Raw genomic sequence first — 22,818 nt, 5'->3', positions numbered from 1 at the left:
TTTAATTTTCGGCGTCAGCGCCGTGGGGTTGCTCACGCCGAAATTTAGTAAGGAAATATTATGAACACCAAAAATACTGCTATTTATGATGCGGCCTTATCTAAATGGGGATTTGAATCTCAGGTGCTGGTGCTTTCTGAAGAAGCCAGTGAACTCGCCGCTTCCTGTTCGCGTTTTCTGAACAAGAAAACCGACAGCACCAAAGTGGCTGAAGAAGCCGCGGACGTCGAAATTATGATTGAACAGCTGCGTCATAACGGAATGGGTCCCATGATTGACCATGAAAAAAATCGCAAAATGACCCGACTGGCTCAGGTTGTCGGTATCGGTGTTGAATCACAGCTGGTTAGCCCGTTCGGTCCGTCAGTTCAGGGACTGCTTGAAGAGGTTTCCGAGCAATTGGAACTGGCCGACACGCTCTATCGCGACACAAAGACCAGCAATCGTTACGCAGCTGCACGGGTACGAATGGCAGTTAGTCTGTTAATGCAGGCGGCACAAAAAATGATCCGCGAACAGCAATTTGCCGACCGCCAGCAAACAGGAGATGGCGTATGAACCGTGCAAATGCGATTCAGATTATCCATATCGCAAAAAATCAGCTCGCGCTTGATGATGAAACCTATCGCTCCCTGTTGGGGGCAGTGGTTCCCGGTAAAGCCAGTTGTCGTGATATGACCATTGCCGAGCTTCAGTCTGTTATAAAGGCGCTGGAAACCAAAGGATTTAAAAGTAAGCCAACTGTACGCTCGAAGCGCCGCATGTCAGCACCATCAGCGACAAGCCTTAAGGTCAGGGCAATATGGAAAACGATGTTCAAAGATGGTTTCATCCAGGACGACAGCGATATTGCACTTGATCGTTTTGTGCAACGCCAGACTCGTATCCGCAATGGTGGTGCGGGTGTCTCCAGTCTTGAATGGCTACGACCAGAAGCTGAAGACAACCTGCTTGAGAGTCTTAAGCAATGGCACATCAGGGAAATGAAAAAGGCCATGCTGGCCAATCACGCACGTCTCCCGGAAAACCCTGTCACCGGTGATGAAAGTCGGGACTATGACACAATCTGCAGCGGCTACGCTGAAGCGGCCAAAAGGTGGAAAAAATGAGTGATGATCTCTTTGGTGATGTACAGGACGACAGCATTCTGGAGCACATCGATGATGAGATGGAAAGCTCCCGCTTTCCCTCATTGCTGTCTGAGCTAAATGCACTATTACGCCGCGAGCTGGAACGTCTGGGTTATGACCCGCGTCATTCCATCGAACTGGTAGCCGCCATCAGTAGTAAAATTGGCGGGATGCAGGTTTACTTTCCTCGCGGTCAGGTTCTGGAGCAGCTTGTCAGAGATATGCGCATCTGGCGTGATTTTAAGGGTAATAACATCCCTGAACTGGTTGAGCGCTACCAGGTGACCTACAAAACGGTGTATAAAGCTATCAAGCGAATGCGACGGTTAGAGCATCAAAAGCACCAACCACCACTATTTTGAGGGAGACTATGAAAAATATATGGGGATTGATTATCTTTGCATTGGTATCTAATACCTCTCTGGCTGACACTGCGATGCCTTCATCAAAGGAATTGCTAAAAAATTTTGATAAGCTTGGGATTGCAGATAAGGGAAAATGGAAAAATGGTGAATCTCCAGATGGTGTTAAGCTTCTGAGCTATCGTGTCGATGGTGATATTTACTCACTTAACCCAGAGTTTGCTTCCTCTATATCCATCAATAGTGGGAAAAAGAATAAAGACGAGTTTTTACATTCGGAAGGCATATGCAAAAATTTAGTCTTTGGGGTTGTGGGTGAAAAGAGTAAAGACATTGATAATGCTGTGTCAGACATTGTTTATGGTGCTGCAAAATCGGCTGAAAGAACTACAGGGGAAGCCATTAAAGACTTCTGGGTCGAAGCATCTTTTATTTCAATAGATAAATATCCCGCTCTAGCTTGTAAGGTTTCAAAACTTGTAACTTGGGATTGATTTCTATTCTTCAATGAAGCCGGTAAATCCGGCTTTTTTTATGCCTGCAACAAAATGGGAAAAGTCAGATTCACTTTCCCCTGAAAGGTACAGGCATGACAACATCATCATTTTCCCCTGCGTTTTTACACGCATTCTCTTTCGTTCTCGCCCGTGAAGGTGGTCACGTTAATGACCCCACCGATAACGGTGGCGAAACAAAATACGGTATTTCCGACAAACGCGACGGAATAGCCGATGGTAAAACCGACGTCGATGGCGACGGTAAACCCGATACCCGAATTAAAGACCTCACCGAAGAACAGGCCGGGCAAATTTATTTCCGTGATTACTGGTATCCGGCTTACTGCACCGACTGGCCGGATGGTATCTCACTTTTTGTCTTCGATTCTTCCGTTCAGCATGGTGCTAAAAAAGCAATCCAGTTACTGCAGGATGCTGTCGGCGTCACCGCTGATGGCATCGTCGGCCCGAAAACCACCAAAGCAGTGATTGGGGCTGATGGTGAATGGCTCCTTACTCGCTGCTTCCTACGCCGTTCCCGTTATTACGCCGACATCATCAAAGCCAATCCAGCACAGGGTAAATACCTCAATGGCTGGTTTAACCGCCTCGACGAACTGGCGAACGCCTGTCAGGAGGTCATCGGCGGTCAGGTTTCCGAGCCACGCAACTGAGATGGGTAAAGGCTGGGAGGAGACCTTACGTGTGGGACGGCGTGATCGTCTCCGTCAGGAGGTGCTTCATCGGGTTGCCGGTGGCCCTCCGCCCGTTCCCCGTGACTACACAGGCTGCGACGGTACTCATGCCAGCTATTACCGCAAAGGCTGGGACTCCGTCGATATAAGAGACATCGTCTGGCAGTGCCAGAGATACAAGGAAAAACATAATGTTTAAATCGTTGAATACCGACTGGCTGAAACTGGCCTTACTCCGGGTATTTCAGTCCGGCTGGACGGTGATCATTCTGGTGGGGCTATCCCTGCTTTTCTGCAGCTTCAATGGTCGTCAGGCGTTTGTGGTCTGGTGGTTATCTATTGCCGGCATCGCTCTTGTCTGTGCCAGTATCGGTATGGGGAACTTGCCATATCGCTTACTGCATCCCACCCGAGCTATCAGCAAATGGGCCACGGTGTTGTCCTGGATTGTCTGGGGGGTGGGTGTCTTACTTCTGGTCATTGCTCCCGTACTGGCAAAGTCGCCGTTAATCATTCTTCTTGGCGCGGTTGGGGTTCTGACAGGATTCCTTTTCTCCCTCTGGGTCTCGCGTAAGGAGCCGTTTAAATGGATCCGATAACGCTATCCACTGTCGCCTCAGTGCTGCTCAAAGCTGGTCCCTCACTGGTCCGTACTGTAGGGGGATGGTTCAGCAGCGATACCGCTAAAGCGGCGGAATCCGTCGCCAGCATTGTCGAAACCGTCAATGGTGCCATCAACCCGGCAGACCAGCAGCGTGTGCTGGAACAGAAGCTGGCACAGTTGCCACCTGAGCAGTTTGTCCAGATTGAAACTCTCAGAGTCCAGCTGCAGCAGCTCCAGATGGAACGGGACAAAGCGCAAATGGCTGACCAGCAGGCGGCGCAACATGAACAACAGGAAACCATCCGCAACGGTGATAACGCAACGGATGAATATGTCCGCCAGACCCGCCCTCTGATGGCTCGCCTTTCGCTCTACAGCAGCATTGCTTACGTGATGATCATGTCTCTCGGTCAGCAGGCTGGCGCGGTCGCCAGTGCCTTTGGCCACGCCTTTTCTATGCCTGAGCCTGACTGGGATATCGCGCTGATGCTCGCGACTCCAGCGTTGGGCTATCTGGGATTCAGGACGCTGGACGGCTTCGCCCGGTACAGCAAATCCAGCAAACACAAGGCCGTGGTGGGTAAATGACTAAAGCGTTTGATCGCGCCAGCGATCTGGAAATCGAAGAGCGGGAACGGGTCTTAAACAGTCATTTAAACCGCGTTAAAGAACTGCCGGACAATTACGGTTTTTGTAACGACTGCGGTGGAGCGATTCCGGCTAAACGACTCCGGGCGCTGCCTTCAGTGGCGACCTGTGTCACCTGTCAGTCAATCAGAGAACACAGGAGGAAGCATGGACTGGGAAGTCATTAAGGGTAACTGGGCCATTATCTGGGCGTTGTTTATGTCCGGGGTGAACGTTATCCAGCTCCTGCTGGCGAAGACATACGTTAAACGCGAGGAGCTTGATCTCCTGCGTACCCGTCTGCAGGGACTGGAGAACACCATCGCGGGTTTGCCGAATCAGAAAGACCTGCATCAGCTGCAGCTTGAAATGCGTGACTTACGGGGTGAACTGCGGGAGCTGGCACCATCAATTCGACAGGTTTCCCGTATCAGCGATCTACTTCTGGAAAACGAACTGAAGGAAAAATAAGGGGTGAGTATGCGTGACATTCTCGACCAGGACCAGCGCCTGGTCATTCTGCGATCTCTTATCGAGTGTGGCGACAGCGCCAACGAGTCGATTCTGCAGACGTGCCTGCAGACCTATGGTCACCGGGTTTCACGTGATGCCGTTCGGACCCATCTGGCATGGCTGAAGGAACAAGGGCTGGTTAATCTGACCGACGTCTCCGGGTGCTATGTGGCCAGTATCACCGGGCGTGGTGACGATGCGGCCAACGGTCTGGCCACCGTTCCGGGCGTGAAAAAACCCCGCGCGAGGGGATGACGATGGCAAAACAAAAAACGTTACCCGCCGCCGCGCGGCGCACCATCAGGCAACTGGCCGCTGCGTTCGTCTGCGCTGATATCGAGGCGAACCTTATGGCAAAGTTTGTCGAAGAGAAGACCGGCAAGCCCTATAACCGGGATGCGCCCGACAGCTACCTCAATATGTTTCTGAATTCTGAGCCTGAGATCCGCCGTGTCTGGCAGCTGCTGCAGAAAGACATTGTGGCCACCCGTAAAAATTTTGCTGACCGGATAGCTAAGGAGCGAGCGTGACAGCTGAACAACGTCCGACCCGTGGCCGTGCGTCAAAAATCGACCTCTTACCGGATAGCGTACGCGAGCAGTTGCACCAGATGCTGCGTGAAAAACGCCATACACAGGAAGAGATCCGCGAAGCCATCAACGAACTCATCGACGGTCACAACCTGCCGGAAGAGATGAAACTCAGCCGAACCGGTCTGAACCGTTACGCCAGCCGCATGGAGACGGTCGGCGCAAAAATTCGCGCCTCCCGCGAGATGGCCGAGATTTGGGCGGCGAAGCTGGGCTCCGCCCCGACCTCTGACGTCGGCAAACTGTTGATGGAGTTCGTGAAGACGCTGGCCTTTGAAACCTCCATGTCGATGGCTGAAAGCGAGAAGACTGTCGAACCGAAAGCCCTTGGCCAACTGGCGCTGGTCGCGCAGCGTCTGGAAGCTGCCGCGATGGCCAGCCACAATCGTGAGAAAGAGATCCGCCAGGCATTCGCCGAAGAAGCCGCCGCGCAGGCGGAGAAAATTACCAAACAGGCCGGGCTGTCTGCTGATACGGCTGCTGATATTCGCCGCCAGATTCTGGGGATTGCGTAATGGTCACGGTCTCGCGGGAACAGGAGTTACTGCGCAGCCAGTCGGCGTCCGCCATCCTTGCCGGTGAGTTCGACGCGGATCAGGTGTTGCTTCCTTACCAACGTCGCTGGATAGCCGACCCGGCCCAGCTCAAGATTGCCGAAAAATCACGTCGTACAGGGCTGACATGGGCAGAGGCGGCAGAGGCGGCACTTAACGGCTCAATGTCAGTCAGCGCCGGTGGATGTGACACTTTCTATGTCGGCACCACCAAAGATATGGCGCGTGAATTTATCGACGCCTGCGCCATGTGGGCGAAGGCTTACGACTGGGCCGCGTCCGATATAGGCGAAGAGGTACTGGAAGACGAAGACAAGGACATTCTGGTTTACGTCATCAACTTCGCCAGCGGTTTCAAAATCAAAGCACTCTCTTCTAACCCCTCGAACCTGCGCGGGATGCAGGGGAATGTCATCATCGATGAGGCTGCTTTCCAGAAAGACCTCGCAGCCGTACTAAAAGCCGCACTGGCGCTGACCATGTGGGGTTCAAAGGTTCGTTTGATCTCCACGCATAACGGTATTGAGAACCTGTTCAACACCATCATTACCGACAGCCGGGCAGGAAAAAAACGCTATTCCGTTCACCGCATTGATATCGAGCTGGCTATCAATGAGGGGTTGTATCGTCGAATCTGTCAGGTCACGAAAAAACCGTGGACACCTGATGCTGAGGATGAATGGCTGGCGAACCTGCTCAGTGATACGGCGACCGAAGAAGACGCCCGTGAGGAATACTATTGCGAGCCGAAGAACGGCGGCGGGACCTATCTGGCCCGTTCCATTCGCGAACGGGCAGCGCGTGGTTCCGGTCCCGTTCTGCGCTTCACCGGCACGACCGAATTCAACGCCACCCCCGAAGGAATACGCGCACGGGAAATGCAGGAGTGGCTGGAGAAGATTGTCCAGCCTGAGCTGAATACGCTCCCGCAAAATCTCCGCCACTGCCTCGGTGAGGACTTCGCGCGATCTGGTCACCTGACCGTGTTCGCTCCGATGACAGTCAATGATGACACCAGCCGTACAGTACCGTTTCTGGTCGAACTGGCGAACGTGCCTTACAAACAGCAGGAACAGGCATTGTTCTTTATCTGCGACCAGCTCCCGCGTCGCGACGGTATCAAACTGGATGGCCGGGGCAACGGTAACTATCTGGCGGAACAGGCGGCGGAAAAGTATGGCGATGAAGTTGAGGTGGTAATGCCATCCGTTGCGCACTATCGCGAGAACATGCCCCGCTTTAAGTCAGCGTTCGAAGACGATGAGCTGGTCCTACCGCAGCATGAAGATGTGATCAGCGACCTTGGCCAGATTGTGATCCTCCGAGGGGTGCCGGGAATTGATGACCGGGAAAACACCGGCAGCGATGGCCACAAGCGACACGGCGACAGCGCTTATGCCATCTTCCTGGCGTTTCTGGCCAGTAAAGAGGACTGTCAGCGTTATGAGTTGCATCGCCTCAACACCCCACAACAGCAGCGCAACCGCGACGGTAAACGGCAGTTGCGCATCACCCGTGGCCTTAAGAATCAACGAGGACTGCTTTGATGCTGAAGAAACTCACCGGCGCGATCAGAAGCCTGCTTAACCCGGCAACCGATGAAACCGTCACCGTTAATGAATCCGAGATGGCTCAGGCCGAAGCACGGGCAAAACGTGCCAGCGTCAGATCCCCTTCTGCCGGTATCAGCGTGGCGAGTACCTTATCCCCGGCGAGACTGGCCGGGGTCCTGCGTAATGTGACCGAAGGGAACGCGCGGGACTACTTCATCCTTGCTGAAGAGATGGAAGAGCGGGACCTGCACTATGCCAGCGTACTGCGTACCCGCAAGCTCACCGTGGCAGGTATCCTCCCCAGCGTCGAGGCAGCAAGTGACGATGAGCATGATGTATTGCTGGCTGATGCTGTGCGTAACCTGATGGAACAACCGCAAATCCCTGAGCTGTTATTTGACCTGCTCGATGGCCTTGGTAAAGGCGTGGGGGTCTGCGAAATCCTGTGGAGTACCCGTGATGGCTGGATACCCCGCGATTATGAGTGGGTTGATCCGCGGTTCCTGAAACCCGACAGCGACACGCTGCGAGAGTTTCGTCTGCTGACCGACGAGCAACCGGTAGACGGTATTCCCCTGACGCCGGGGAAATATGTGATGCACTATCCCCGGCTGAAGTCAGGTTTACCGCTGCGTAATGGTCTGGCTCGTCTGGTGGCCGTGATGTACATGTTGAAGTCATTCACCGTGCGTGACTGGTGGGCGTTCGCGGAAAAGTTCGGCATTCCGATCGTCGTTGGCAAGTACGGCAATAATGCCACCACTGAGCAGATCCAGACGCTTGTCGATGCTATCGCCTCCATTGCATCGGATGCAGGCTGCGCCATTCCGCAAAGTATGCAACTGGAAATGCAGGAAACCGCCAGCCGCAACGGCGGTGGCGCACTGTTTAAGGAGATGGCGGAATGGTGTGACGCCCAGACCAGCAAGGCCGTATTGGGCCAGACGATGACCACGGATGATGGCAGCTCACGTGCGCAGGCTGATGTGCATGACAAGGTCCGTATGGATATCGCCAAATGGGATGCGCGACAGCTGGAGAACACCCTCAATGAGTTTCTGGTCCGTCCCTATATCCAGTTCAACTACGGACCGCAGGAACGGTATCCACTGGTTAAGCTACCCATCAGCGAGCCGGAAGACCTTAAATCGTTTGTTGATGCGCTGATTCCGTTAATTGACCGGGGGCTGCGTGTGCAGGAGTCTGAAATCCGGGACAAGTTCGGTCTGGCTGAACCAGAAAAAGACGCCAACATTCTCGCGCCGTCGAACAGCTTTTCTGCGTTCACTCCGGCACCGGCACTGAACCGCGAGCGTATCGCGCTCAACCGTTCGCAGGAGGATGAGATTGACCTGATGGTCAATGATGCCCTGAAGGACTGGGAACAAACCGGCGATGCGTTCACCAGTCCGGTGCTGCAGCTGGCGCAGGAAGTGACAAGCTATGAAGAGTTTCTGGCGCGGCTGCCTGACCTGCAGAAAACGCTGGAGCCTGCCGAATTTGTGCAGCAGTTGGCGATGCTGAGTTTTAAAGCGCGGGTACTGGGAGATAGTCACGATGGCTGAAACAACGATTATTCCAAAAGAGGCGCTGTCCTGGCTGAAGTCTAAAAAGCTGACGCCGGGCTTTGACTATCGGGATGTCTGGAAGCAGGAGCACAGCATCGGTTTCACCGTGGCGAAAATGACGCAGCTCGATCTGCTTTCCGACGTCAAGGCGCTGGTCGAAGACGCGATGGCCAGCGGTCAGTCTTTCGCTGAGTTCCGCGAGGTCATCAGGCCCTTACTGGTGAAGCGCGGATGGTGGGGACAGCAGTTAATGGATGACCCACTCACCAGTGAAACCAGACTGGTGCAGCTCGGCAGCGACAGGCGTCTGCGTACTATCTACGATACCAACATGAGAACGGCCCGCAGCGCGGGTCAGTGGGAACGTATTCAGCGAACGAAAAGAGCAATGCCTTATCTTCTCTATACACTGGGTCCTTCCCGTGAGCATCGCGCCGAGCACCTCAAGTGGGCGGACCTCTGTTTGCCGGTTGATGATCCGTTCTGGTTGACTCATTTCTGCCCTAACGGATGGGGCTGCAAATGTCTACTCCGCCAGGTCAGCAAATATGAGTATGAACAGCTGAAAGTGAATGGCGTCAACCGTAACGTGCAGCAGCTCGACGCCAGTGGCCAACCGACCGGCCATGTGGTTCGCCAGACCGTACCGGTGCGCACCGAGGCTCCGGCGATCAAACGGCGTAAGTGGGTCAATAAGCGTACCGGTGAAGAAGAGATGGTGCCTGAGGGGATTGACCCCGGCTGGGATTACAATCCGGGAACCGGGCGTCAGGCCGAACTGGAACGTCAACTGAAGGTGAAGCAGGACTTGTTTGACAGTAGCCAGTGAACCAACCAAAGAACCGTCTGAAACGCTCAGGAGGACAATAACGACATTTGTGATACGATGATTCTCTGAAAATTTCTTAAACGCGTCACAGCGGTTTTAAACGCTGTTTGAACGGGGTTTCCCGCTGCGTTTACAGTGAAGCCGGTAAATCCGGCTTTTTTTATGCCTTCCTCATACTGTCCGTCAGTTACCTTTACGACGGACAGCACCATGCCAAAGCCTGTAACACAACTCGAATTTCTGGCCCTGTGCTTTGAGCTTCCTGACCTGACGGATGCCAGCACACCGTTGCCGGAATGGTTGCCGATGATACCGGCGGGCACATTTACTGGCCGGGATGGCCGGACATGGATTAACGACAACCCAGCAGCAGTTAGTGCCGCTTCATTCAGTCATCCCAAATTACCGATTGATATCGAACACTCTACCGAGCTGCTTGGCCCGAAAGGCGAAGAAGCCCCGGCCTACGCATGGATAGATTCCATGCGCGTTAATGCTGACGGCAGCATTGATGCACATGTGGAGTGGACACCAGACGGCGAGGCTCTGGTCAGGGGTAAGAAGTACCTCTATTACAGCCCGGCTTTCCGTTATCTCGCAACAGGTCAGGTGACGCTGCTGTCCAGCGTCGGCCTGACCAACAAACCCAACCTGTATTTACCCGCGCTTAACTCGGAGAACACCATGACTGTACCTGTGCAGATTGCCACGGTGCTGGGACTGACTGCGACTGCGTCAATTGATGATGCCGTGTCAGCTATCCAGACCATCAAGAACAGCGAATCGGTCGCGCTGAACCGCGCACAAAACCCGGACCTGACGAAGTTTATTCCGGTGGAGACTCATCAGCTGGCGCTGAACCGGGCGGAGACGGCAGAAAGCCGCCTTAAGGCACTGGATGACAAAAACGCCACCGAGCTGGTTGATGGTGCCGTGACTGCCGGAAAGGTTGCCCCGGCGAACCGCGATATGTATCTGGCCCTGTGCCGTACTGAAGAAGGCCGTCAGCAGTTTACCGACTTCATGAAAACCGCCCCGGTACTGGTCAACGCAGACCCGACCAAAGGGAAAGAGAACAAGGGCCAGACCGAACTGACCGAAACCGAACTGGCGATGTGCCGCAGCATGGGCGTCACCAAAGAAGAGTTTCTGGCCGCTAAACCGAAACAGGAGCAATAAGAATGCCGCAACCGTCAGCAGAAATCCTGCACGCGCTCTCCACGTCGCTGAGCGCTGCATTTACTCAGGGGCTCGCGGGCATTACCCCGCAATACCTGCGCATTGCAACTGAAGTCCCGAGCAGTGCCGCATCCAATACGTATGGCTGGTTGTCCGATCTGCCCGAGATAAAGGAGTGGATTGGCGACCGCCAACTGGCGCTGCTTTCCCAGCAGGGTTACACCATTCCGAACAAGACGTGGGAAAACTCCATCCGGGTTAAACGGGAAAATATCGAAGACGATCAACTTGGCCAGTACAGCATTACGGCAAAAGCTTTCGGACGACAGGTCTCTGAGTTCCCGGACAAACTGAGCTTCCCGTTGCTGGTCGCCGGGTTCACCACCCTGTGCTTTGATGGTCAGAACTTCTTTGATACCGACCACCCAATGGCGGGCGGCACTTACAGCAACATCGTGGGTGATGGTACTGAGACCGGCGAACCGTGGTTCCTGATTGATGAGTCACAGGTACTTAAGCCGATCCTCTATCAAAACCGCCGACCGTTCGATTTTCATGCACTGGACGATCTTGATAGTGAGCACACTTTCAAAAACAACGAGTTCCTGTTTGGTGTTGATGGTCGCTGCGCCGTCGGATTTGGCTTCTGGCAGACTGCCTGCGGTTCCCGAGCACCTCTCACAGTGGCCAACTACGAGAAGGCTGTGGAGGTTCTTCAGGGCATGAAGCGTGATTCTGGCGAACCGCTGGGTATCAATCCAACCACGCTGGTTGTTGGACGTAAAAACCGCGCTGCGGCAAAACGTATTATCGATGCGATGTTGGTCGATGGTGGGGATTCCAACATTTATTACAAGGATGTGGAAATCCTTAACAGCCCATTCATCACCACACCTGCCGCTCCGGCACCGTAATCACCGGTCTGCGTTTAAACCGTTACAGCGGGCTTTAAGCCTGCTGTAACCCACCTTCAACGAGGATGGAACAGTGAGTGGAACGAAAGAAAAAACAACGGGTAAGCAAAGCACTAAAGGTCGCGCTGGCAAGGTTCCAGCGCCGGAAGTGGCACCGGTTGATGCACCTCACGCGCCGGGACCTGAACTGTCAGTCACATTGCCAGGGCATTACGTTGCGGTGGGTACGTCCCCCGTCAGTGTAAAACCCGGCATAGTTGATGCTTCGCTGATGCCAGAAGGTCTGTCTTCAGATGCGGAATCATCGGGGCTCAATATAAGCGTTAAGGCGTTGCCCAATACTGATGATGTTCAGGTGCTGGAGGTTCGCGCCATTGCTGAGCGTGGTTTCTGGCGCTGTGGTCGATTCTGGCCACGCCAGCCGGTCCATGTTTTTGTCAGCGATGATCCGGAAGGCGATAACGAGGCGAACGCGCTGGACGGTGATGTGGTCGTGGAGTGTTTCGTCAGCCACGAAACCGCCGCGCGCCTAAAAGCCGAGCCTAACCTGAAAGTCACGGTACTGCAGCCGGTGGTGGAGGAAGAGTAAATGGGCCTTTACGTTACCCGTGATGACCTGCTGGCAACTGACGGGTCACTGGTCTGGAATATGGCCATTGATAAAGCGACTAACCAGTTGGATGAGTCAAAAATCCTCACGGCTATCGAGGATGCCGACGCGGAGATTAACTCGTTTCTGGCGAAACGCTACCAGCTCCCACTGAATATCACGACCGTCCCACGTCCACTTCACCGGGTAGCGACATCTATTGCCCTTTACTGGCTGTCAGAGCGTGACAATCAGATCACCGACCTGATTCAGAAACGCTATGACAGCGCCATCCTGACATTGAAAGAGATAGCGAACGGTACCCGCGACCTCGGCCTCCCGACTGATACCCCCGCCCCGGAGACCGATAACGGCAGGATGATTGTCGTCTCTGACAACAAACGACTGTTTACCCGCAACAACCTGAAAGGGGTCCTGTGATGGGTATTTCAGTCGAGGTGTCTGGCGTGCAGAAACTGCAGCAGATGCGTCTGGCCATCGAGAAACTCTTTGACAGTTCGCTGCAGCAGGAACTGCTGGAAAGCATCGGGGCCATCGTTGAGTCGCAGACCCGCCGCCGCATCAGCGATGAGAAAACCTCTCCAGCGGGCGAGCGCTGGCAGGAATGGTCAGAGTCTTATCGCCAGACCCGACACGGGAATCAGAGCCTGCTGCAGGGGAACGGCGATCTGCTCGACAGCATCCAGTACATCGTCGAGCGCGGCCACGTTCGTGTGGGGTCGCCGCTCAGTTACAGCGCCGTTCACCAGGACGGCTTTGACGGCAGCGTGTCAGTCAGTACCCATCAGCGTCTCATTCATCAGGCGTTTGGCCGGGCGCTGAAGCATCCTGTATGGCAAACCGTCGGCGCTCATACGCGCCAGATGAATATCCCGCAGCGCGAGTATCTCGGGCTGTCCAACGCAAACAGTGAAGAGCTGATGCACGTCATCGGTGATTTCTGGAAAGAGGTACTCCCGTGAGTAATCAGGAACGTCCGCCGCTGCAGACCATTGGCTCAACGGTCACCGCTGCTGAGAACATTGTGGCATGGCTGAAGCCGGATTTACTGGGCGATAAGCCCGACAGCGTCAGTGTGATCGAACGCCATATTGGCCAGTTCAGTACCCCTGCCGAGGTAAAAACCTATCTGTCAGATCGCGATGGTTGTATCCGTCTGGCGGCGCTTCGCGTTCGTAACATTCGCTATCAGGCAGGCGGAACGACTGGCGATGTCACATGGGCGGCTTACATCATGGCCACCGATGCATGGGGGTACTCACGTGATACCCGCTGTGAGGTGCTGGTCGGGAAGCTGGTTCGCCGCATTGTTCAGCGCGGTGCGCCCAACGGTATGAAAGCCGAGCGTCTGGCCACTTCCGTCAGCGCTGACAATATCTATTCCGGTGGGCTTAACGAGCTGGGTCTGACCATGTGGGCGGTAACGTGGGAACAGGAATTCCGGCTGGATGATGAGGTGGACCTTGCTTCGCTCCCTGACTTCCTGCGACTGGGGGCAACACTGCAGGTAAATGACGGTGAAACGTCCATTGAAGGCACGATTAACGTAAGAGATGCAAACCAATGAAAAAACATATTAAGCCAGCCCGCGAGGGGCTGAAGGTACGTAAAGCGTCGGGGGAGCACCTCTCACCTGCCGGGGAGAACCTCCCTATGAGTTCGTGGTGGCACCGTAGGGAAGCTGAAGGTGACGTGGTCATTTCCACCATCCCGGTTGAAACCGCAAAGACCCCAGCCGTAAAGGAGAAGTGATATGTCACTAGGCAATATTCCTGATGATTTCCGTGTCCCGCTGGTCATCATTGATATCGATAACTCTCAGGCGCTGGACAGCGCCCCGGCCCAGTCTCGCAAAATCATTGTGATCGGTCAGCAAAACGCGACCGGTACAGCGGCAGCGCTGACGTCGAACCGCATCACCAGTGACGGTACAGCTGAACAATTGTATGGCAAAGGTTCCATGCTGGCGGAGATGGTGAAAACCCTCCGCAAAGGCAACAGCTACACCGAGCTGTGGGCGATGGGAATGGCAGATATTGCTGCAGGTAACGCCGCAAAAGCTGAGCTGGCCATCACCGGACCTGCTACCGATGCGGGGACACTGGCCCTGCTGGTCAATGGTGTTTCAGTACAGGTCGGCGTTGCCGCCGACGATACTGCCGACACCATCGCCACGGCCATTATTGCCGCCGTGAATAAACTACCGGCGACGCAGGTGACCGCCGCGCCGAAAGCAGCATCAACCAGTGTGGTCACACTGACCGCGAACTGGCCAGGAACCACGGGTAACGGGATGGACGCCCGCCTCAACTACTACCCCGGAGAGCAGTCACCGGCAGGTGTAAAGGTCACCATTACCGGCTTTACGGGTGGCACCGGCACTCCGGATATTTCCGCTGTCGTGGCGGCGCTGGGCGATGACTGGTACACCGATATTGTGTTCCCGTACAACGATACGCAGAGCCTCAACACCATTCGTGATGAACTGCTGGAGCGCTGGGGGCCACTCAAGATGATTGAGGCGCAGCTGTGGACCGCGTTCCGTGGAACCCATGCTGAATCGGGCACCTTTGGCGAAACCCGTAATGACTGGCTCATCTCCTGTATCGGGACCAATCTTGCGCCGCAACCGTACTGGCTGTGGGCGGCATCCTATGGCGGTATTGCGTCCTATTATCTGGCGAATGATCCGGCACGTCCGCTGCAGACGCTGGTGCTGACCGGGATTCTGGCCCCGGCCAAAGATATTCGCTGGGATATGCCCGAGCGTAACCTGCTGCTGAAGGATGGTATCGCTACCCATTACGTTGATGCTGGCGGAAATGTCTGCATCGAGCGTGAAATCACCATGTACCGCGTTAACCAGTTCGGCGACCCAGACACGTCTTACCTCGATGTGCAGTCACCGGCGACGCTGGGACGTATCCGCTACGTCATTAAAAACCGCTTCAGCAACCGCTATCCACGCCACAAGCTGGCAGGGGACGATGTGCTTGACCTGCTTGATCCGGGTCAACCGGTAATGACACCGAAAATTGCACGCGGCGAACTGCTGGATATTGCCCTGAGCGAGCTGATACCGGCAGGCCTTGTGGAAGATTTTGAAGACTACAAGGACACGCTTGATGTGTATCTCGATGGTGCTGACAAAAATCGCCTGAACTTTATCTGTCATCCCAATCTGGTCAATCAGCTGCGTGTGATGGCCGGTCTCATCCAGTTCAAACTTTAAGGAGCGTTTATGAGCATTCTGGGTATGGCGGCCATTCGTATCAACGGTCGCGAAATCAAAACTGAGGGTAAGTCCACCCTCAATCCGGGAGGCTATGCCCGAACCCAGCATATGGGCGGTGGCAAGGTCTGGGGTAACTCCCGCAAGATGGCCGGTCCCTCGATCCAGATGACCATCGCGGCAGCACAGGATATGGACGTCATCGAAATCAGTAACTGGGAAAACGTGACGGTGATGTTTGAGGGTGACAACGGCCTGACCTACATGATGACTGGCGCGGCCACCGACAATCCGGCGACGCTGGATGAAGACGCAGGCACCATCAGTGCCAACTTTATCGGCGTCAAACTGGTGAAGGTGTAAATCATGGCTGAGTTAACCGTAACCCTGAAACATGGCTTTATCACCGGCAAAGGCACCGAAGATGAAGCACATCATTCCGTCGTCACCTTCCGGGAGCTGAATTCGAAAGACGTTATCGACGCGCAACTTGAAGCAGAACGTGTGGTGATTGGTGACAACGGTAAGGCGGTTGCCTATTGCTCCGAAGTGCTGATGGGATTGGCGCTGTTGCGTAAACAGATCTTAAGCGTTGGTGATATCCCCGGCCCGTTGTCGCTTAAACAGCTTTACAGCTTTCACCCGGAAGACCTTGAACTCTTGTCCAGCAAAGCCAGCGCGATGGACGACTTACTCGCGGAGACAGCAAACCGGGGGCGAACTGACGCCGCTGGCGACGGCGTTCAGTAACCTTCTCGTCAATTTGTCCCAACGTTTTGATTTGCCCTACCTGCAGCAGTTGCCTATACGGCAGCTGCTGCGCCTGACAGAGCAGTTGAGGAAGCAAAATGTCAAACCGCCTCACCACTGAAATACTCATCAATCTGGCAGGTAACCTGACCGCAAAGGCCCGCCAGTATGGAGCCAACATGTCTGAATTTGCCCGCCGTAATGAGCGGGCAATGAACGTGGTTAAAGCCACCACGGCGGCGGCAGGTCGTGGTCTTGATGCATTGGGTAACCGCTACACAACCCTGATTGCCGGCTTTGCCGGCAGCGCTATGTTGAGAGACTTTGCCGCGACAGACCGCCGCATCACCCGAATGGGGCTGGCTGCGGAGAAGACCAAAAAAGAGATGTCTGAGATGTTCAGCGGTATGCAGGATGCCGCGATCAAATTCCGTGTGGACGACAGCGAAGTGGTCAGTGCCATTGAGAAAGTCGGGACCGTCACCGGTGATATCGATTTCGGCTTTAAGAACCGTAACATCATGGCCGCTTCGCTGGCGGCTTCGGGGTCCGAAGGTGAAAGCATTGGTGGCCTCTTTTCTCAGTTTACAAAGTTCAACCTGACCGACGAAAAGCAGACGCTGCAGGCAATGGATACCCTGAATCAGCTCGGTAAAGAAGGCGCATTTGAGCTGAAGGATATCGCCGAACGCGGCGTAAAAGCATTCTCAATGTATGCCGCAGCCGGAGGAACGGGCGTCAGAGGCGTGAAAGACGTCGGCGTTGCGCTGGAGAGCGCCGTCGATGCTACCGGCGATACGACGACAGCCTCAACTGCAGTTGAAAACCTTATTCGAGATTTGCAAATCCCAAAAGTTGTCAAAACGCTGCGCCAGAACGGTATCAATGTTTTTGATAAAGACGGGACGATGCGATCCCTTCCTACGCTGATGCAGGAGATTGCCAAAAAATCCGGTAACAAAGGTGCAGAGACACAGAACGCCCGCTTACTGGGTGCCGGTTTCAATCAGGACAGTATCCTGTTGCTGAGTAGCGTGACGTCCGGTAAAGGCGCGGAGAACCTTAAACGTTATAACGGCGTTGTAGCTGACGGCCAGGGCATTATGAACGATGCCGCTTATGCTGCTAAAGACTTCACCTCGGCCATGTCATCTCTGACTAACACCTGGAAAAAATTTGCGAACAGCAATCTTGCGGAGCCCGTGCAGGAGCTGGCCGACGCCATCAACTCGGTAGACCAGAAAACCGTCCAGAACTGGCTGGAGACCGGCAAGAATATTGCCATCGCAGTCGGGGGCGTTATCGCCGCCCGCAAGGCGTTTCAAATTGGTAAAGGCGCGTGGGAGCTGTTCGGCGGTGGCAAATCCAAAGGTATCCCTAAAGGTGTTTCTGACGTGTTTGGCTCAGGAGTGATGCCCGTCTACGTCGTTAATATGGGTAATGGAGGCATGGGGGGGCCAGATATTGGTGGTCCCGGAGGTGGGAGAAAGCCCGGACGCGGCGGTTCTGGACGCGCCTACTCAGCTCTAGGGTCATCATGGATGGTTGGTCCATTAGCCGCCACAATCCCTTTTCTGTCAGAGCCTCCCCCTTTGACTGATGATGACAAGGCTAGCATGGTCAAATGGGCACAAGACCGCGCTAAAGCCCCATCTGTTTGGACAAAGGTAAAAGACTGGCTGACTTCTCCGACCACCTCCCCAGCGGGATATCAGGATCCGTCACCGTGGGCCTCGCTGCAGCCGCAAAACCAGCCGGGCTATCCGTTCCAGCAGGCCGCCGAGCTAAAAGGTCGTATCGAGGTCTCTGTTAAAGATGACCGGGTACAAGTGACCAGCGTCAAAGTCAACACGCCGGGCATCACGATGAGCGCCCAGTCAGGCGTCAGCAACATGGAGCAGGAATGATGGCCACCACTAAATGGGAAGACCTGCGTGATGCTTCGTTCCGGGGCGTTCCGTTCTTTTTCCGTGACGTCGAAGGCACTGGCGGACGTCGCGCCATTCCCCATGCTTACCCCAAAAAAGAGGTTGGCTGGACTGAGGACCACGGCGCAGTGTTAACGCAGGAGCAGATTAACGCTGTGTTGCTGGGGGATGACTACATCGAACAGATGAACCGTCTTCTGGCCGCGCTGAATACTCCCGGACCCGGTGAGCTGGTCCATCCGTGGTTCGGCGTTCAGAAAGTGCAGGCTGGCCGGGTTACTCATCGCCTTTCAACTGAGGAAGGCGGCGTGGCGTACATCTCTTTTGAGGTATTCGAGGCAGGCGAACAACTGTTCCCGTCAGCCACTGAAGATACCAGCGCCACCGCATTAAGTGCCGCTGATACGGTGAAAGACGCGCTGGAGAATGGCGATTACTTCGAGGCACTGGATGGCGTAGGCAGCATGGTTGACACCCTGCTCGATGATATGCAGAACCTCATCAGCAACCTGCCGACACTCCCCGATGCGTTGAATGACTGGATGGACCGGCTCAACCGGTTTAAGGACCTGACCGGTATTGCTGCAGCTGCGCCGGGGGAAATCATCCGTGATGTTGTTGACCTCATTAGCGATATGAAGGACCTGGTATCGGAGCCACCGTTTGCCCTGCGTGTTTACGAACAGTTGCGTGACCAGTGGGAAGGTGACCGCGCCGCACAGGCCGCAACGAAATCGCTGGCTGATAACGTCAGCGTGAATGCTTCCACCGGCTTTGCCAGCAGCGTGATGCCCGTCTCGACGCCGGAAGCGACCGAAGCCATGCAGACTAATATCGAGGACTTCAGGCGGCTGGTGATCGTCTCCACGCTGGTTGCGCAGGCTGAGACTGTGGCTACTGCGACCTTTGAAACCAGTCAGGATGCACAAACGACAGGCGATCAACTGGCGGAACAACTTGGTGAAATGGCCGTTGATGCCGTCGAAAGTGGTCAGCGTGACCTGTGGCGCTCCCTGCGTGAGCTGCGTTTTGCCGTGGTCAATGATGTGCGCATCCGTAGCGTACAACTCCCTGAAATGCGCCGTGTCACGTCGATACAGACGGTGCCTGTGATGCTTCTGGCCTACCGGGAGACAGACAATGCAGAAAACCGTGATGAACTGGTGAAACGTAACCGCCTGCGTTACCCGTCGTTTATTACCCCTTCACAGACAATTGAGATCATCGGCAATGACTGAAGAAGTATCCCTGAACGTATCGGGTCAGGTCTGGGCCGGATGGACAGACATGACCATCAACCGGTCACTGGAGTCCGTTGCCGGTGAATTTGATCTGACCATTACCGCTCGCTGGTCAGCAGCTGCGCCACGGGCAATCAAACCGGGTCAGTCCTGCACAGTTTCCATCAGTAAGGATCGGGTCATGACCGGCTATATCGATGACTTTATTCCCAGTTATGACGCGGAGAATGTATCCCTGCGTGTGATGGGGCGTGACAAGACCGGCGATCTGGTGGACAGCTCTGTGGTCGATAAGTCTGGCCAGTGGAAGGGTCAGAAGCTGGAGCAGCTCGCCGCCACTATCTGCAAGCCCTACGGCATCGAGGTTATCAACGAGACCGATACCGGTGAGGCTTTCGGCAGCATCACTCTGGAACAGGGTGAAACAGGTTTTGAACTCCTTGACCGTCTGGCCAAGCAGCGCGGCGTTCTTGTGACGTCCGATGCGTTCGGACGGCTAATTATCACTCGCGCCTCAAGTAAGCGAGCCAGTGTATCCCTCATCCTCGGCGATAACATTCTGGCCGCCCGTGGTCGCTTCAGCTGGCGCGAACGTGCGAGCCAGTACATCATCAAGGGTTCCGCCAGCGCAGGCGGGTCAACATGGGATGACCAGCCGGTGAAGATGGTCGGCGGGCGTCAGGCGGTTGTCAGCGACCCGGAGATAACCCGATATCGTCCAAAGATTCTGGTGAATGAAGAAAGCCTGACGGTCGGCGGTGCCAGCGCCCGTGGCGAATGGTACAAGACCCGGATGATGGGCGAAGCCACCACCACTGAAATCACTGTTGCGGGATGGCGTGAGAACGGCACCACTGGTCCGCTATGGCAACCAAATTTACTGGTCCCGATTGTGGACCCTATCCAGCAACTGAATGTTACCTGGCTGATTAAAGCGGTCTCGTTCATGGAAGGTGACAGCGGTCGTATCACGGTACTCTCACTGGTACCGCCTGAATCACTGGATATGCCCGCACAGAAGGCGAAAGGGAAAAGCAAAAAAGCGAAATCGAAAACCACTGTGGGGGCAACATGGGACTGAAAGACGCGAATATTTCACGTTCTATCGCTTCTCTCGGGCGTCGTCTGCGCCTGATGGTGGATCGCGCGGTCGTGCGTATCGTCACGGACAGCCTCGGGCGACAAAATCTGCAGGTACAGTCACTCGCTGACGAGACCGATGACGATGTCGAGCGGTTCCAGAACTACGGCTTTTCCAGCGTCCCGCCAGTCGGTTCGGAGGCCATTGTCGTGGCCGTAGGTGGGCGGCGCGGTGGACTGGTGGCCATTGCCGTCGAGGATAAATCATCACGCCCACGAAATGGTGAATCCGGGGATGTTTGTATATATCATCAGGAAGGTCATTTTATTCGCCTTAAGAAGAATGGCGAGATTGAAATAACAGGGAAAAAGGTAAATCTCGTTGGTACGGAAGAAGTCGGCATTATCGGTAAACAGATAAATATCACCGGCCCCACTTCTTTTAGTGAAGATATTCAGGTTAAGGGAAAAAGTTTCCTTGACCATATTCATAAGGATGGCGACGGTGAAGATACGACTAAACCCTTATGACCATCAGAATAAAATGGCACCTGCCCGCTGGCGGCGATATAGAGATTAACCACAATGGCCTTTCGTTTGACGAGGGCCTTGTTTCTTTGGTGTACATCTGCCTTTTCACTGATGCGCGGGCCGATATCAGTGATGAAATACCCGATGGTACTGATGACCGTCGCGGCTGGCCCGGAAATTCCTTCAGCGATTTTGAGTGGGGTTCGAAACTCTGGCTCATTGACCGTGAAAAACTGACCGAAGAAATCCGCATGAAGGCAGAGAACTACGCCCAGTTGGCGATGCAGCCTTTATTGCGTTATGGATACGCCAGAAATGCAAAGGTAACTGCCACTATTCCGCGAATGAGCTGGCTGGCTTTAAATATCATTCTGACCCGGCCAGATAAAACCCAACTCACCGTAGAAATTAAAAAACGCTGGGAGGCGGTCGAGAATGCCATTTAATGTACCTACGTTGCGCCAGTTAATTAAAACCGGTGAGCAAGATATTGAAATCGGTCTTGATGAAAAGCTCCCACCAATGGGGATTGAACGTGCATTAAATACGTCGTTCAGTAGCGCTGTGCGTGATGTTTACGATTACCAGTCATGGATTGCCGATCAGATTGTCCCTTCAGTGAAATCTGACGATCAGACCATCATTGATACCGCTAATACTGAAGGTGTTATTCGTAAGGCGGCAACCTATGCAACCGGGCTTGTGACCTTTAAAGGTTCCCGACCAATCCCACTGAACACGGAAATGCAGTTCAGTAACGATGCGGGTTATCACGTAATTAAAGCCGGTGCGCCAGTGAATAGTATCCAGACCGTCACTGTACAAGCTGACGATGTCGGCGCATCGGGCAACCTCGATGCAGGGAGTGAGCTGACACTTGTGTCACCGATTCCGGGCGTTGAAAGCGTCGGAATGGTAGCGGCCAGCGGCATAACCGGCGGGACGGATATCGAGCCTATTCACGAGCTACTTGACCGTTTGCTGTTTCGTAAGCGTAACCCGCCTGTGGGTGGTGCAGTTCATGATTACGTTATCTGGGCGCGAGAAATGCCAGGCGTTTCACGCGCATGGGCGTGGGACGCATGGCACGGCGGTAGCACGGTAGGGCTGGCATGGGTCTATGACAGCCGCCCCGATATCACGCCAACCGCGAGCGACCGGGAACAGATGAATGAATATCTGTTCCGCCATCAGGACCCAGCCACAGGTAACTTTGTCGGAAAACCGGGCGGGATTGAGGTCTGGATCATCACGCTGACGCTTAAGCCTGTTAACCCCTCGATCCATCTCGTTCCTGACACTGCAGAAACGCGGAAAGCTGCTGAAGCCAACCTGATAGCGTTACAGCAGACGCTGTCACCGAACTCGACCTTATTGCTGTCAAGCCTGCGCACGGCGATTGGTACAGCGACAGGCGTCACCGACTACACGCTGGACATCAGCGCCGATATCACCAGTGAAAATAACGAACTCATCACTATCGGGGATATCACATGGCTCACAGCGTAACGGAATGGCAGGATGCCCTGCAGCAAAATATGCCGCGTGGCCGCGCATGGCCACGTGATGAAAACGCGGATTTAACAGCGCTTATAAAGGCCATCAGCCCACGTTTAAACCGGCTTGAAGTGAACGCCGATTTGCTGCTGCAGGAGATGCGCCCGGAGACGACCATCCAGTTGTTGCCTGAATGGGAAACCTATCTGGGGCTCCCGGAGTGCAATATCCCGAGTGAGGATTTTCTGGTTCGCCGGGCAGCTGTCGTCGAGAAATATCACCGCAAAGGCGGTCTGGCTCCGTGGCAGATTGAGGGCGTAGCCGCTGCGCTGGG

33 protein-coding genes are annotated in these 22,818 nt (G+C 54.6%); all 33 read left to right on the top strand.

Annotated elements, in window-relative coordinates; all coding sequences use genetic code 11:
• Nucleotides 1-60: 60 nt before the first annotated feature.
• Nucleotides 61-558, top strand: a complete 498-nt coding sequence (locus EDF73_RS25240) for a hypothetical protein (RefSeq protein WP_132731706.1) — start codon at nt 61-63, stop codon at nt 556-558.
• The gene (locus EDF73_RS25235) at nt 555-1,109 is read left to right on the top strand and encodes a regulatory protein GemA (protein ID WP_132731705.1); all 555 of its coding nucleotides are present in this window, start codon (nt 555-557) and stop codon (nt 1,107-1,109) included. The genes EDF73_RS25240 and EDF73_RS25235 overlap by 4 nt, the downstream gene beginning before the upstream one ends.
• A complete protein-coding gene (locus EDF73_RS25230; RefSeq protein WP_132731704.1) occupies nt 1,106-1,492 on the top strand; it encodes a Mor transcription activator family protein in 387 nt (128 codons plus the stop codon). Before EDF73_RS25235 ends, EDF73_RS25230 begins: the two co-directional genes overlap by 4 nt.
• 8 nt (nt 1,493-1,500) lie before the next feature.
• Nucleotides 1,501-1,986 carry a hypothetical protein gene (locus tag EDF73_RS25225; RefSeq protein ID WP_132731703.1) on the top strand — a complete coding sequence of 162 codons (486 nt, stop codon included), beginning with the start codon at nt 1,501-1,503 and terminating at the stop codon, nt 1,984-1,986.
• A 95-nt stretch (nt 1,987-2,081) separates the two neighbouring features.
• The gene (locus EDF73_RS25220; RefSeq protein WP_132731702.1) at nt 2,082-2,663 is read left to right on the top strand and encodes a glycosyl hydrolase 108 family protein; all 582 of its coding nucleotides are present in this window, start codon (nt 2,082-2,084) and stop codon (nt 2,661-2,663) included.
• 1 nt (nt 2,664) lies between these two features.
• Nucleotides 2,665-2,883 (top strand): hypothetical protein, encoded by a 219-nt coding sequence (locus EDF73_RS27885; RefSeq protein ID WP_132731701.1) that lies wholly within the window; start codon nt 2,665-2,667, stop codon nt 2,881-2,883.
• Nucleotides 2,876-3,283: a hypothetical protein gene (locus tag EDF73_RS25210; protein ID WP_132731700.1), complete on the top strand. Its 408-nt coding sequence runs from the start codon at nt 2,876-2,878 to the stop codon at nt 3,281-3,283. The genes EDF73_RS27885 and EDF73_RS25210 overlap by 8 nt, the downstream gene beginning before the upstream one ends.
• Nucleotides 3,271-3,876: a hypothetical protein gene (locus EDF73_RS25205; protein ID WP_132731699.1), complete on the top strand. Its 606-nt coding sequence runs from the start codon at nt 3,271-3,273 to the stop codon at nt 3,874-3,876. The genes EDF73_RS25210 and EDF73_RS25205 overlap by 13 nt, the downstream gene beginning before the upstream one ends.
• Nucleotides 3,873-4,103 (top strand): TraR/DksA family transcriptional regulator, encoded by a 231-nt coding sequence (locus EDF73_RS25200; protein WP_132731698.1) that lies wholly within the window; start codon nt 3,873-3,875, stop codon nt 4,101-4,103. The genes EDF73_RS25205 and EDF73_RS25200 overlap by 4 nt, the downstream gene beginning before the upstream one ends.
• The gene (locus EDF73_RS25195) at nt 4,084-4,386 is read left to right on the top strand and encodes a DUF2730 domain-containing protein (RefSeq protein WP_040171863.1); all 303 of its coding nucleotides are present in this window, start codon (nt 4,084-4,086) and stop codon (nt 4,384-4,386) included. Before EDF73_RS25200 ends, EDF73_RS25195 begins: the two co-directional genes overlap by 20 nt.
• Before the next feature lie 9 nt (nt 4,387-4,395).
• The gene (locus EDF73_RS25190; protein WP_040171860.1) at nt 4,396-4,683 is read left to right on the top strand and encodes a hypothetical protein; all 288 of its coding nucleotides are present in this window, start codon (nt 4,396-4,398) and stop codon (nt 4,681-4,683) included.
• A gap of 2 nt (nt 4,684-4,685) precedes the next feature.
• The gene (locus EDF73_RS25185; protein ID WP_132731697.1) at nt 4,686-4,958 is read left to right on the top strand and encodes a hypothetical protein; all 273 of its coding nucleotides are present in this window, start codon (nt 4,686-4,688) and stop codon (nt 4,956-4,958) included.
• Nucleotides 4,955-5,533, top strand: coding sequence for a DUF3486 family protein (locus tag EDF73_RS25180; RefSeq protein WP_132731696.1), 579 nt, complete (start codon nt 4,955-4,957; stop codon nt 5,531-5,533). The genes EDF73_RS25185 and EDF73_RS25180 overlap by 4 nt, the downstream gene beginning before the upstream one ends.
• Nucleotides 5,533-7,119, top strand: a complete 1,587-nt coding sequence (locus EDF73_RS25175) for a terminase family protein (protein WP_132731695.1) — start codon at nt 5,533-5,535, stop codon at nt 7,117-7,119. The genes EDF73_RS25180 and EDF73_RS25175 overlap by 1 nt, the downstream gene beginning before the upstream one ends.
• Entirely contained in the window at nt 7,119-8,690 is a 1,572-nt protein-coding gene (locus EDF73_RS25170) for a DUF935 domain-containing protein (RefSeq protein ID WP_132731694.1), read from the top strand. The genes EDF73_RS25175 and EDF73_RS25170 overlap by 1 nt, the downstream gene beginning before the upstream one ends.
• Nucleotides 8,683-9,522 (top strand): phage minor head protein, encoded by an 840-nt coding sequence (locus EDF73_RS25165; protein ID WP_132731693.1) that lies wholly within the window; start codon nt 8,683-8,685, stop codon nt 9,520-9,522. Before EDF73_RS25170 ends, EDF73_RS25165 begins: the two co-directional genes overlap by 8 nt.
• 210 nt (nt 9,523-9,732) lie before the next feature.
• Complete coding sequence (locus EDF73_RS25160; protein WP_132731692.1) at nt 9,733-10,701, top strand: phage protease; 969 nt, start codon at nt 9,733-9,735, stop codon at nt 10,699-10,701.
• 2 nt (nt 10,702-10,703) lie between these two features.
• Nucleotides 10,704-11,615, top strand: a complete 912-nt coding sequence (locus EDF73_RS25155) for a Mu-like prophage major head subunit gpT family protein (RefSeq protein WP_132731691.1) — start codon at nt 10,704-10,706, stop codon at nt 11,613-11,615.
• 73 nt (nt 11,616-11,688) lie between these two features.
• The gene (locus EDF73_RS25150; RefSeq protein WP_132731690.1) at nt 11,689-12,204 is read left to right on the top strand and encodes a hypothetical protein; all 516 of its coding nucleotides are present in this window, start codon (nt 11,689-11,691) and stop codon (nt 12,202-12,204) included.
• Entirely contained in the window at nt 12,205-12,645 is a 441-nt protein-coding gene (locus EDF73_RS25145; RefSeq protein ID WP_132731689.1) for a DUF1320 domain-containing protein, read from the top strand.
• The gene (locus EDF73_RS25140) at nt 12,645-13,187 is read left to right on the top strand and encodes a phage virion morphogenesis protein (RefSeq protein WP_132731688.1); all 543 of its coding nucleotides are present in this window, start codon (nt 12,645-12,647) and stop codon (nt 13,185-13,187) included. Before EDF73_RS25145 ends, EDF73_RS25140 begins: the two co-directional genes overlap by 1 nt.
• Nucleotides 13,184-13,792 carry a hypothetical protein gene (locus EDF73_RS25135; protein ID WP_132731687.1) on the top strand — a complete coding sequence of 203 codons (609 nt, stop codon included), beginning with the start codon at nt 13,184-13,186 and terminating at the stop codon, nt 13,790-13,792. The genes EDF73_RS25140 and EDF73_RS25135 overlap by 4 nt, the downstream gene beginning before the upstream one ends.
• Complete coding sequence (locus EDF73_RS25130) at nt 13,789-13,977, top strand: DUF2635 domain-containing protein (RefSeq protein ID WP_132731686.1); 189 nt, start codon at nt 13,789-13,791, stop codon at nt 13,975-13,977. Before EDF73_RS25135 ends, EDF73_RS25130 begins: the two co-directional genes overlap by 4 nt.
• Nucleotide 13,978: 1 nt before the next feature.
• Complete coding sequence (locus tag EDF73_RS25125; protein WP_132731685.1) at nt 13,979-15,457, top strand: phage tail sheath subtilisin-like domain-containing protein; 1,479 nt, start codon at nt 13,979-13,981, stop codon at nt 15,455-15,457.
• A gap of 9 nt (nt 15,458-15,466) precedes the next feature.
• Nucleotides 15,467-15,820, top strand: coding sequence for a phage tail tube protein (locus EDF73_RS25120; RefSeq protein ID WP_040171831.1), 354 nt, complete (start codon nt 15,467-15,469; stop codon nt 15,818-15,820).
• A gap of 3 nt (nt 15,821-15,823) precedes the next feature.
• Nucleotides 15,824-16,207 (top strand): phage tail assembly protein, encoded by a 384-nt coding sequence (locus EDF73_RS25115; protein ID WP_132731684.1) that lies wholly within the window; start codon nt 15,824-15,826, stop codon nt 16,205-16,207.
• 98 nt (nt 16,208-16,305) lie between these two features.
• Complete coding sequence (locus tag EDF73_RS25105) at nt 16,306-18,114, top strand: phage tail tape measure protein (RefSeq protein ID WP_132731683.1); 1,809 nt, start codon at nt 16,306-16,308, stop codon at nt 18,112-18,114.
• Nucleotides 18,111-19,373: a DNA circularization N-terminal domain-containing protein gene (locus EDF73_RS25100; RefSeq protein WP_243655261.1), complete on the top strand. Its 1,263-nt coding sequence runs from the start codon at nt 18,111-18,113 to the stop codon at nt 19,371-19,373. Before EDF73_RS25105 ends, EDF73_RS25100 begins: the two co-directional genes overlap by 4 nt.
• Nucleotides 19,366-20,457, top strand: coding sequence for a phage baseplate assembly protein (locus EDF73_RS25095; RefSeq protein ID WP_132731682.1), 1,092 nt, complete (start codon nt 19,366-19,368; stop codon nt 20,455-20,457). The genes EDF73_RS25100 and EDF73_RS25095 overlap by 8 nt, the downstream gene beginning before the upstream one ends.
• Nucleotides 20,448-20,987 carry a phage baseplate assembly protein V gene (locus tag EDF73_RS25090; protein WP_132731681.1) on the top strand — a complete coding sequence of 180 codons (540 nt, stop codon included), beginning with the start codon at nt 20,448-20,450 and terminating at the stop codon, nt 20,985-20,987. The genes EDF73_RS25095 and EDF73_RS25090 overlap by 10 nt, the downstream gene beginning before the upstream one ends.
• Nucleotides 20,984-21,433 carry a phage GP46 family protein gene (locus tag EDF73_RS25085; RefSeq protein WP_132731680.1) on the top strand — a complete coding sequence of 150 codons (450 nt, stop codon included), beginning with the start codon at nt 20,984-20,986 and terminating at the stop codon, nt 21,431-21,433. The genes EDF73_RS25090 and EDF73_RS25085 overlap by 4 nt, the downstream gene beginning before the upstream one ends.
• A complete protein-coding gene (locus EDF73_RS25080) occupies nt 21,423-22,496 on the top strand; it encodes a baseplate J/gp47 family protein (protein ID WP_132731679.1) in 1,074 nt (357 codons plus the stop codon). Before EDF73_RS25085 ends, EDF73_RS25080 begins: the two co-directional genes overlap by 11 nt.
• A partial coding sequence (locus EDF73_RS25075) for a putative phage tail protein (RefSeq protein ID WP_132731678.1) occupies nt 22,481-22,818 on the top strand: 338 nt, incomplete at its 3' end. The genes EDF73_RS25080 and EDF73_RS25075, both read left to right, overlap by 16 nt.

The organism is Klebsiella sp. BIGb0138 (genome assembly GCF_004342285.1).
Classification (GTDB): Bacteria; Pseudomonadota; Gammaproteobacteria; order Enterobacterales; family Enterobacteriaceae; genus Klebsiella.
The sequence above is the reverse complement of the archived record's forward strand: the minus strand, read 5'-3'. Positions and strand labels throughout refer to the sequence as shown.

Coding starts and splice junctions, on each gene's coding strand:
- EDF73_RS25240 (WP_132731706.1), top strand. CDS start 61: ATGAACACCAAAAATACTGCTATTTATGATGCGGCCTTATCTAAATGG.
- EDF73_RS25235 (WP_132731705.1), top strand. CDS start 555: ATGAACCGTGCAAATGCGATTCAGATTATCCATATCGCAAAAAATCAG.
- EDF73_RS25230 (WP_132731704.1), top strand. CDS start 1,106: ATGAGTGATGATCTCTTTGGTGATGTACAGGACGACAGCATTCTGGAG.
- EDF73_RS25225 (WP_132731703.1), top strand. CDS start 1,501: ATGAAAAATATATGGGGATTGATTATCTTTGCATTGGTATCTAATACC.
- EDF73_RS25220 (WP_132731702.1), top strand. CDS start 2,082: ATGACAACATCATCATTTTCCCCTGCGTTTTTACACGCATTCTCTTTC.
- EDF73_RS27885 (WP_132731701.1), top strand. CDS start 2,665: ATGGGTAAAGGCTGGGAGGAGACCTTACGTGTGGGACGGCGTGATCGT.
- EDF73_RS25210 (WP_132731700.1), top strand. CDS start 2,876: ATGTTTAAATCGTTGAATACCGACTGGCTGAAACTGGCCTTACTCCGG.
- EDF73_RS25205 (WP_132731699.1), top strand. CDS start 3,271: ATGGATCCGATAACGCTATCCACTGTCGCCTCAGTGCTGCTCAAAGCT.
- EDF73_RS25200 (WP_132731698.1), top strand. CDS start 3,873: ATGACTAAAGCGTTTGATCGCGCCAGCGATCTGGAAATCGAAGAGCGG.
- EDF73_RS25195 (WP_040171863.1), top strand. CDS start 4,084: ATGGACTGGGAAGTCATTAAGGGTAACTGGGCCATTATCTGGGCGTTG.
- EDF73_RS25190 (WP_040171860.1), top strand. CDS start 4,396: ATGCGTGACATTCTCGACCAGGACCAGCGCCTGGTCATTCTGCGATCT.
- EDF73_RS25185 (WP_132731697.1), top strand. CDS start 4,686: ATGGCAAAACAAAAAACGTTACCCGCCGCCGCGCGGCGCACCATCAGG.
- EDF73_RS25175 (WP_132731695.1), top strand. CDS start 5,533: ATGGTCACGGTCTCGCGGGAACAGGAGTTACTGCGCAGCCAGTCGGCG.
- EDF73_RS25170 (WP_132731694.1), top strand. CDS start 7,119: ATGCTGAAGAAACTCACCGGCGCGATCAGAAGCCTGCTTAACCCGGCA.
- EDF73_RS25165 (WP_132731693.1), top strand. CDS start 8,683: ATGGCTGAAACAACGATTATTCCAAAAGAGGCGCTGTCCTGGCTGAAG.
- EDF73_RS25160 (WP_132731692.1), top strand. CDS start 9,733: ATGCCAAAGCCTGTAACACAACTCGAATTTCTGGCCCTGTGCTTTGAG.
- EDF73_RS25155 (WP_132731691.1), top strand. CDS start 10,704: ATGCCGCAACCGTCAGCAGAAATCCTGCACGCGCTCTCCACGTCGCTG.
- EDF73_RS25145 (WP_132731689.1), top strand. CDS start 12,205: ATGGGCCTTTACGTTACCCGTGATGACCTGCTGGCAACTGACGGGTCA.
- EDF73_RS25140 (WP_132731688.1), top strand. CDS start 12,645: ATGGGTATTTCAGTCGAGGTGTCTGGCGTGCAGAAACTGCAGCAGATG.
- EDF73_RS25130 (WP_132731686.1), top strand. CDS start 13,789: ATGAAAAAACATATTAAGCCAGCCCGCGAGGGGCTGAAGGTACGTAAA.
- EDF73_RS25125 (WP_132731685.1), top strand. CDS start 13,979: ATGTCACTAGGCAATATTCCTGATGATTTCCGTGTCCCGCTGGTCATC.
- EDF73_RS25120 (WP_040171831.1), top strand. CDS start 15,467: ATGAGCATTCTGGGTATGGCGGCCATTCGTATCAACGGTCGCGAAATC.
- EDF73_RS25115 (WP_132731684.1), top strand. CDS start 15,824: ATGGCTGAGTTAACCGTAACCCTGAAACATGGCTTTATCACCGGCAAA.
- EDF73_RS25105 (WP_132731683.1), top strand. CDS start 16,306: ATGTCAAACCGCCTCACCACTGAAATACTCATCAATCTGGCAGGTAAC.
- EDF73_RS25100 (WP_243655261.1), top strand. CDS start 18,111: ATGATGGCCACCACTAAATGGGAAGACCTGCGTGATGCTTCGTTCCGG.
- EDF73_RS25095 (WP_132731682.1), top strand. CDS start 19,366: ATGACTGAAGAAGTATCCCTGAACGTATCGGGTCAGGTCTGGGCCGGA.
- EDF73_RS25090 (WP_132731681.1), top strand. CDS start 20,448: ATGGGACTGAAAGACGCGAATATTTCACGTTCTATCGCTTCTCTCGGG.
- EDF73_RS25085 (WP_132731680.1), top strand. CDS start 20,984: ATGACCATCAGAATAAAATGGCACCTGCCCGCTGGCGGCGATATAGAG.
- EDF73_RS25080 (WP_132731679.1), top strand. CDS start 21,423: ATGCCATTTAATGTACCTACGTTGCGCCAGTTAATTAAAACCGGTGAG.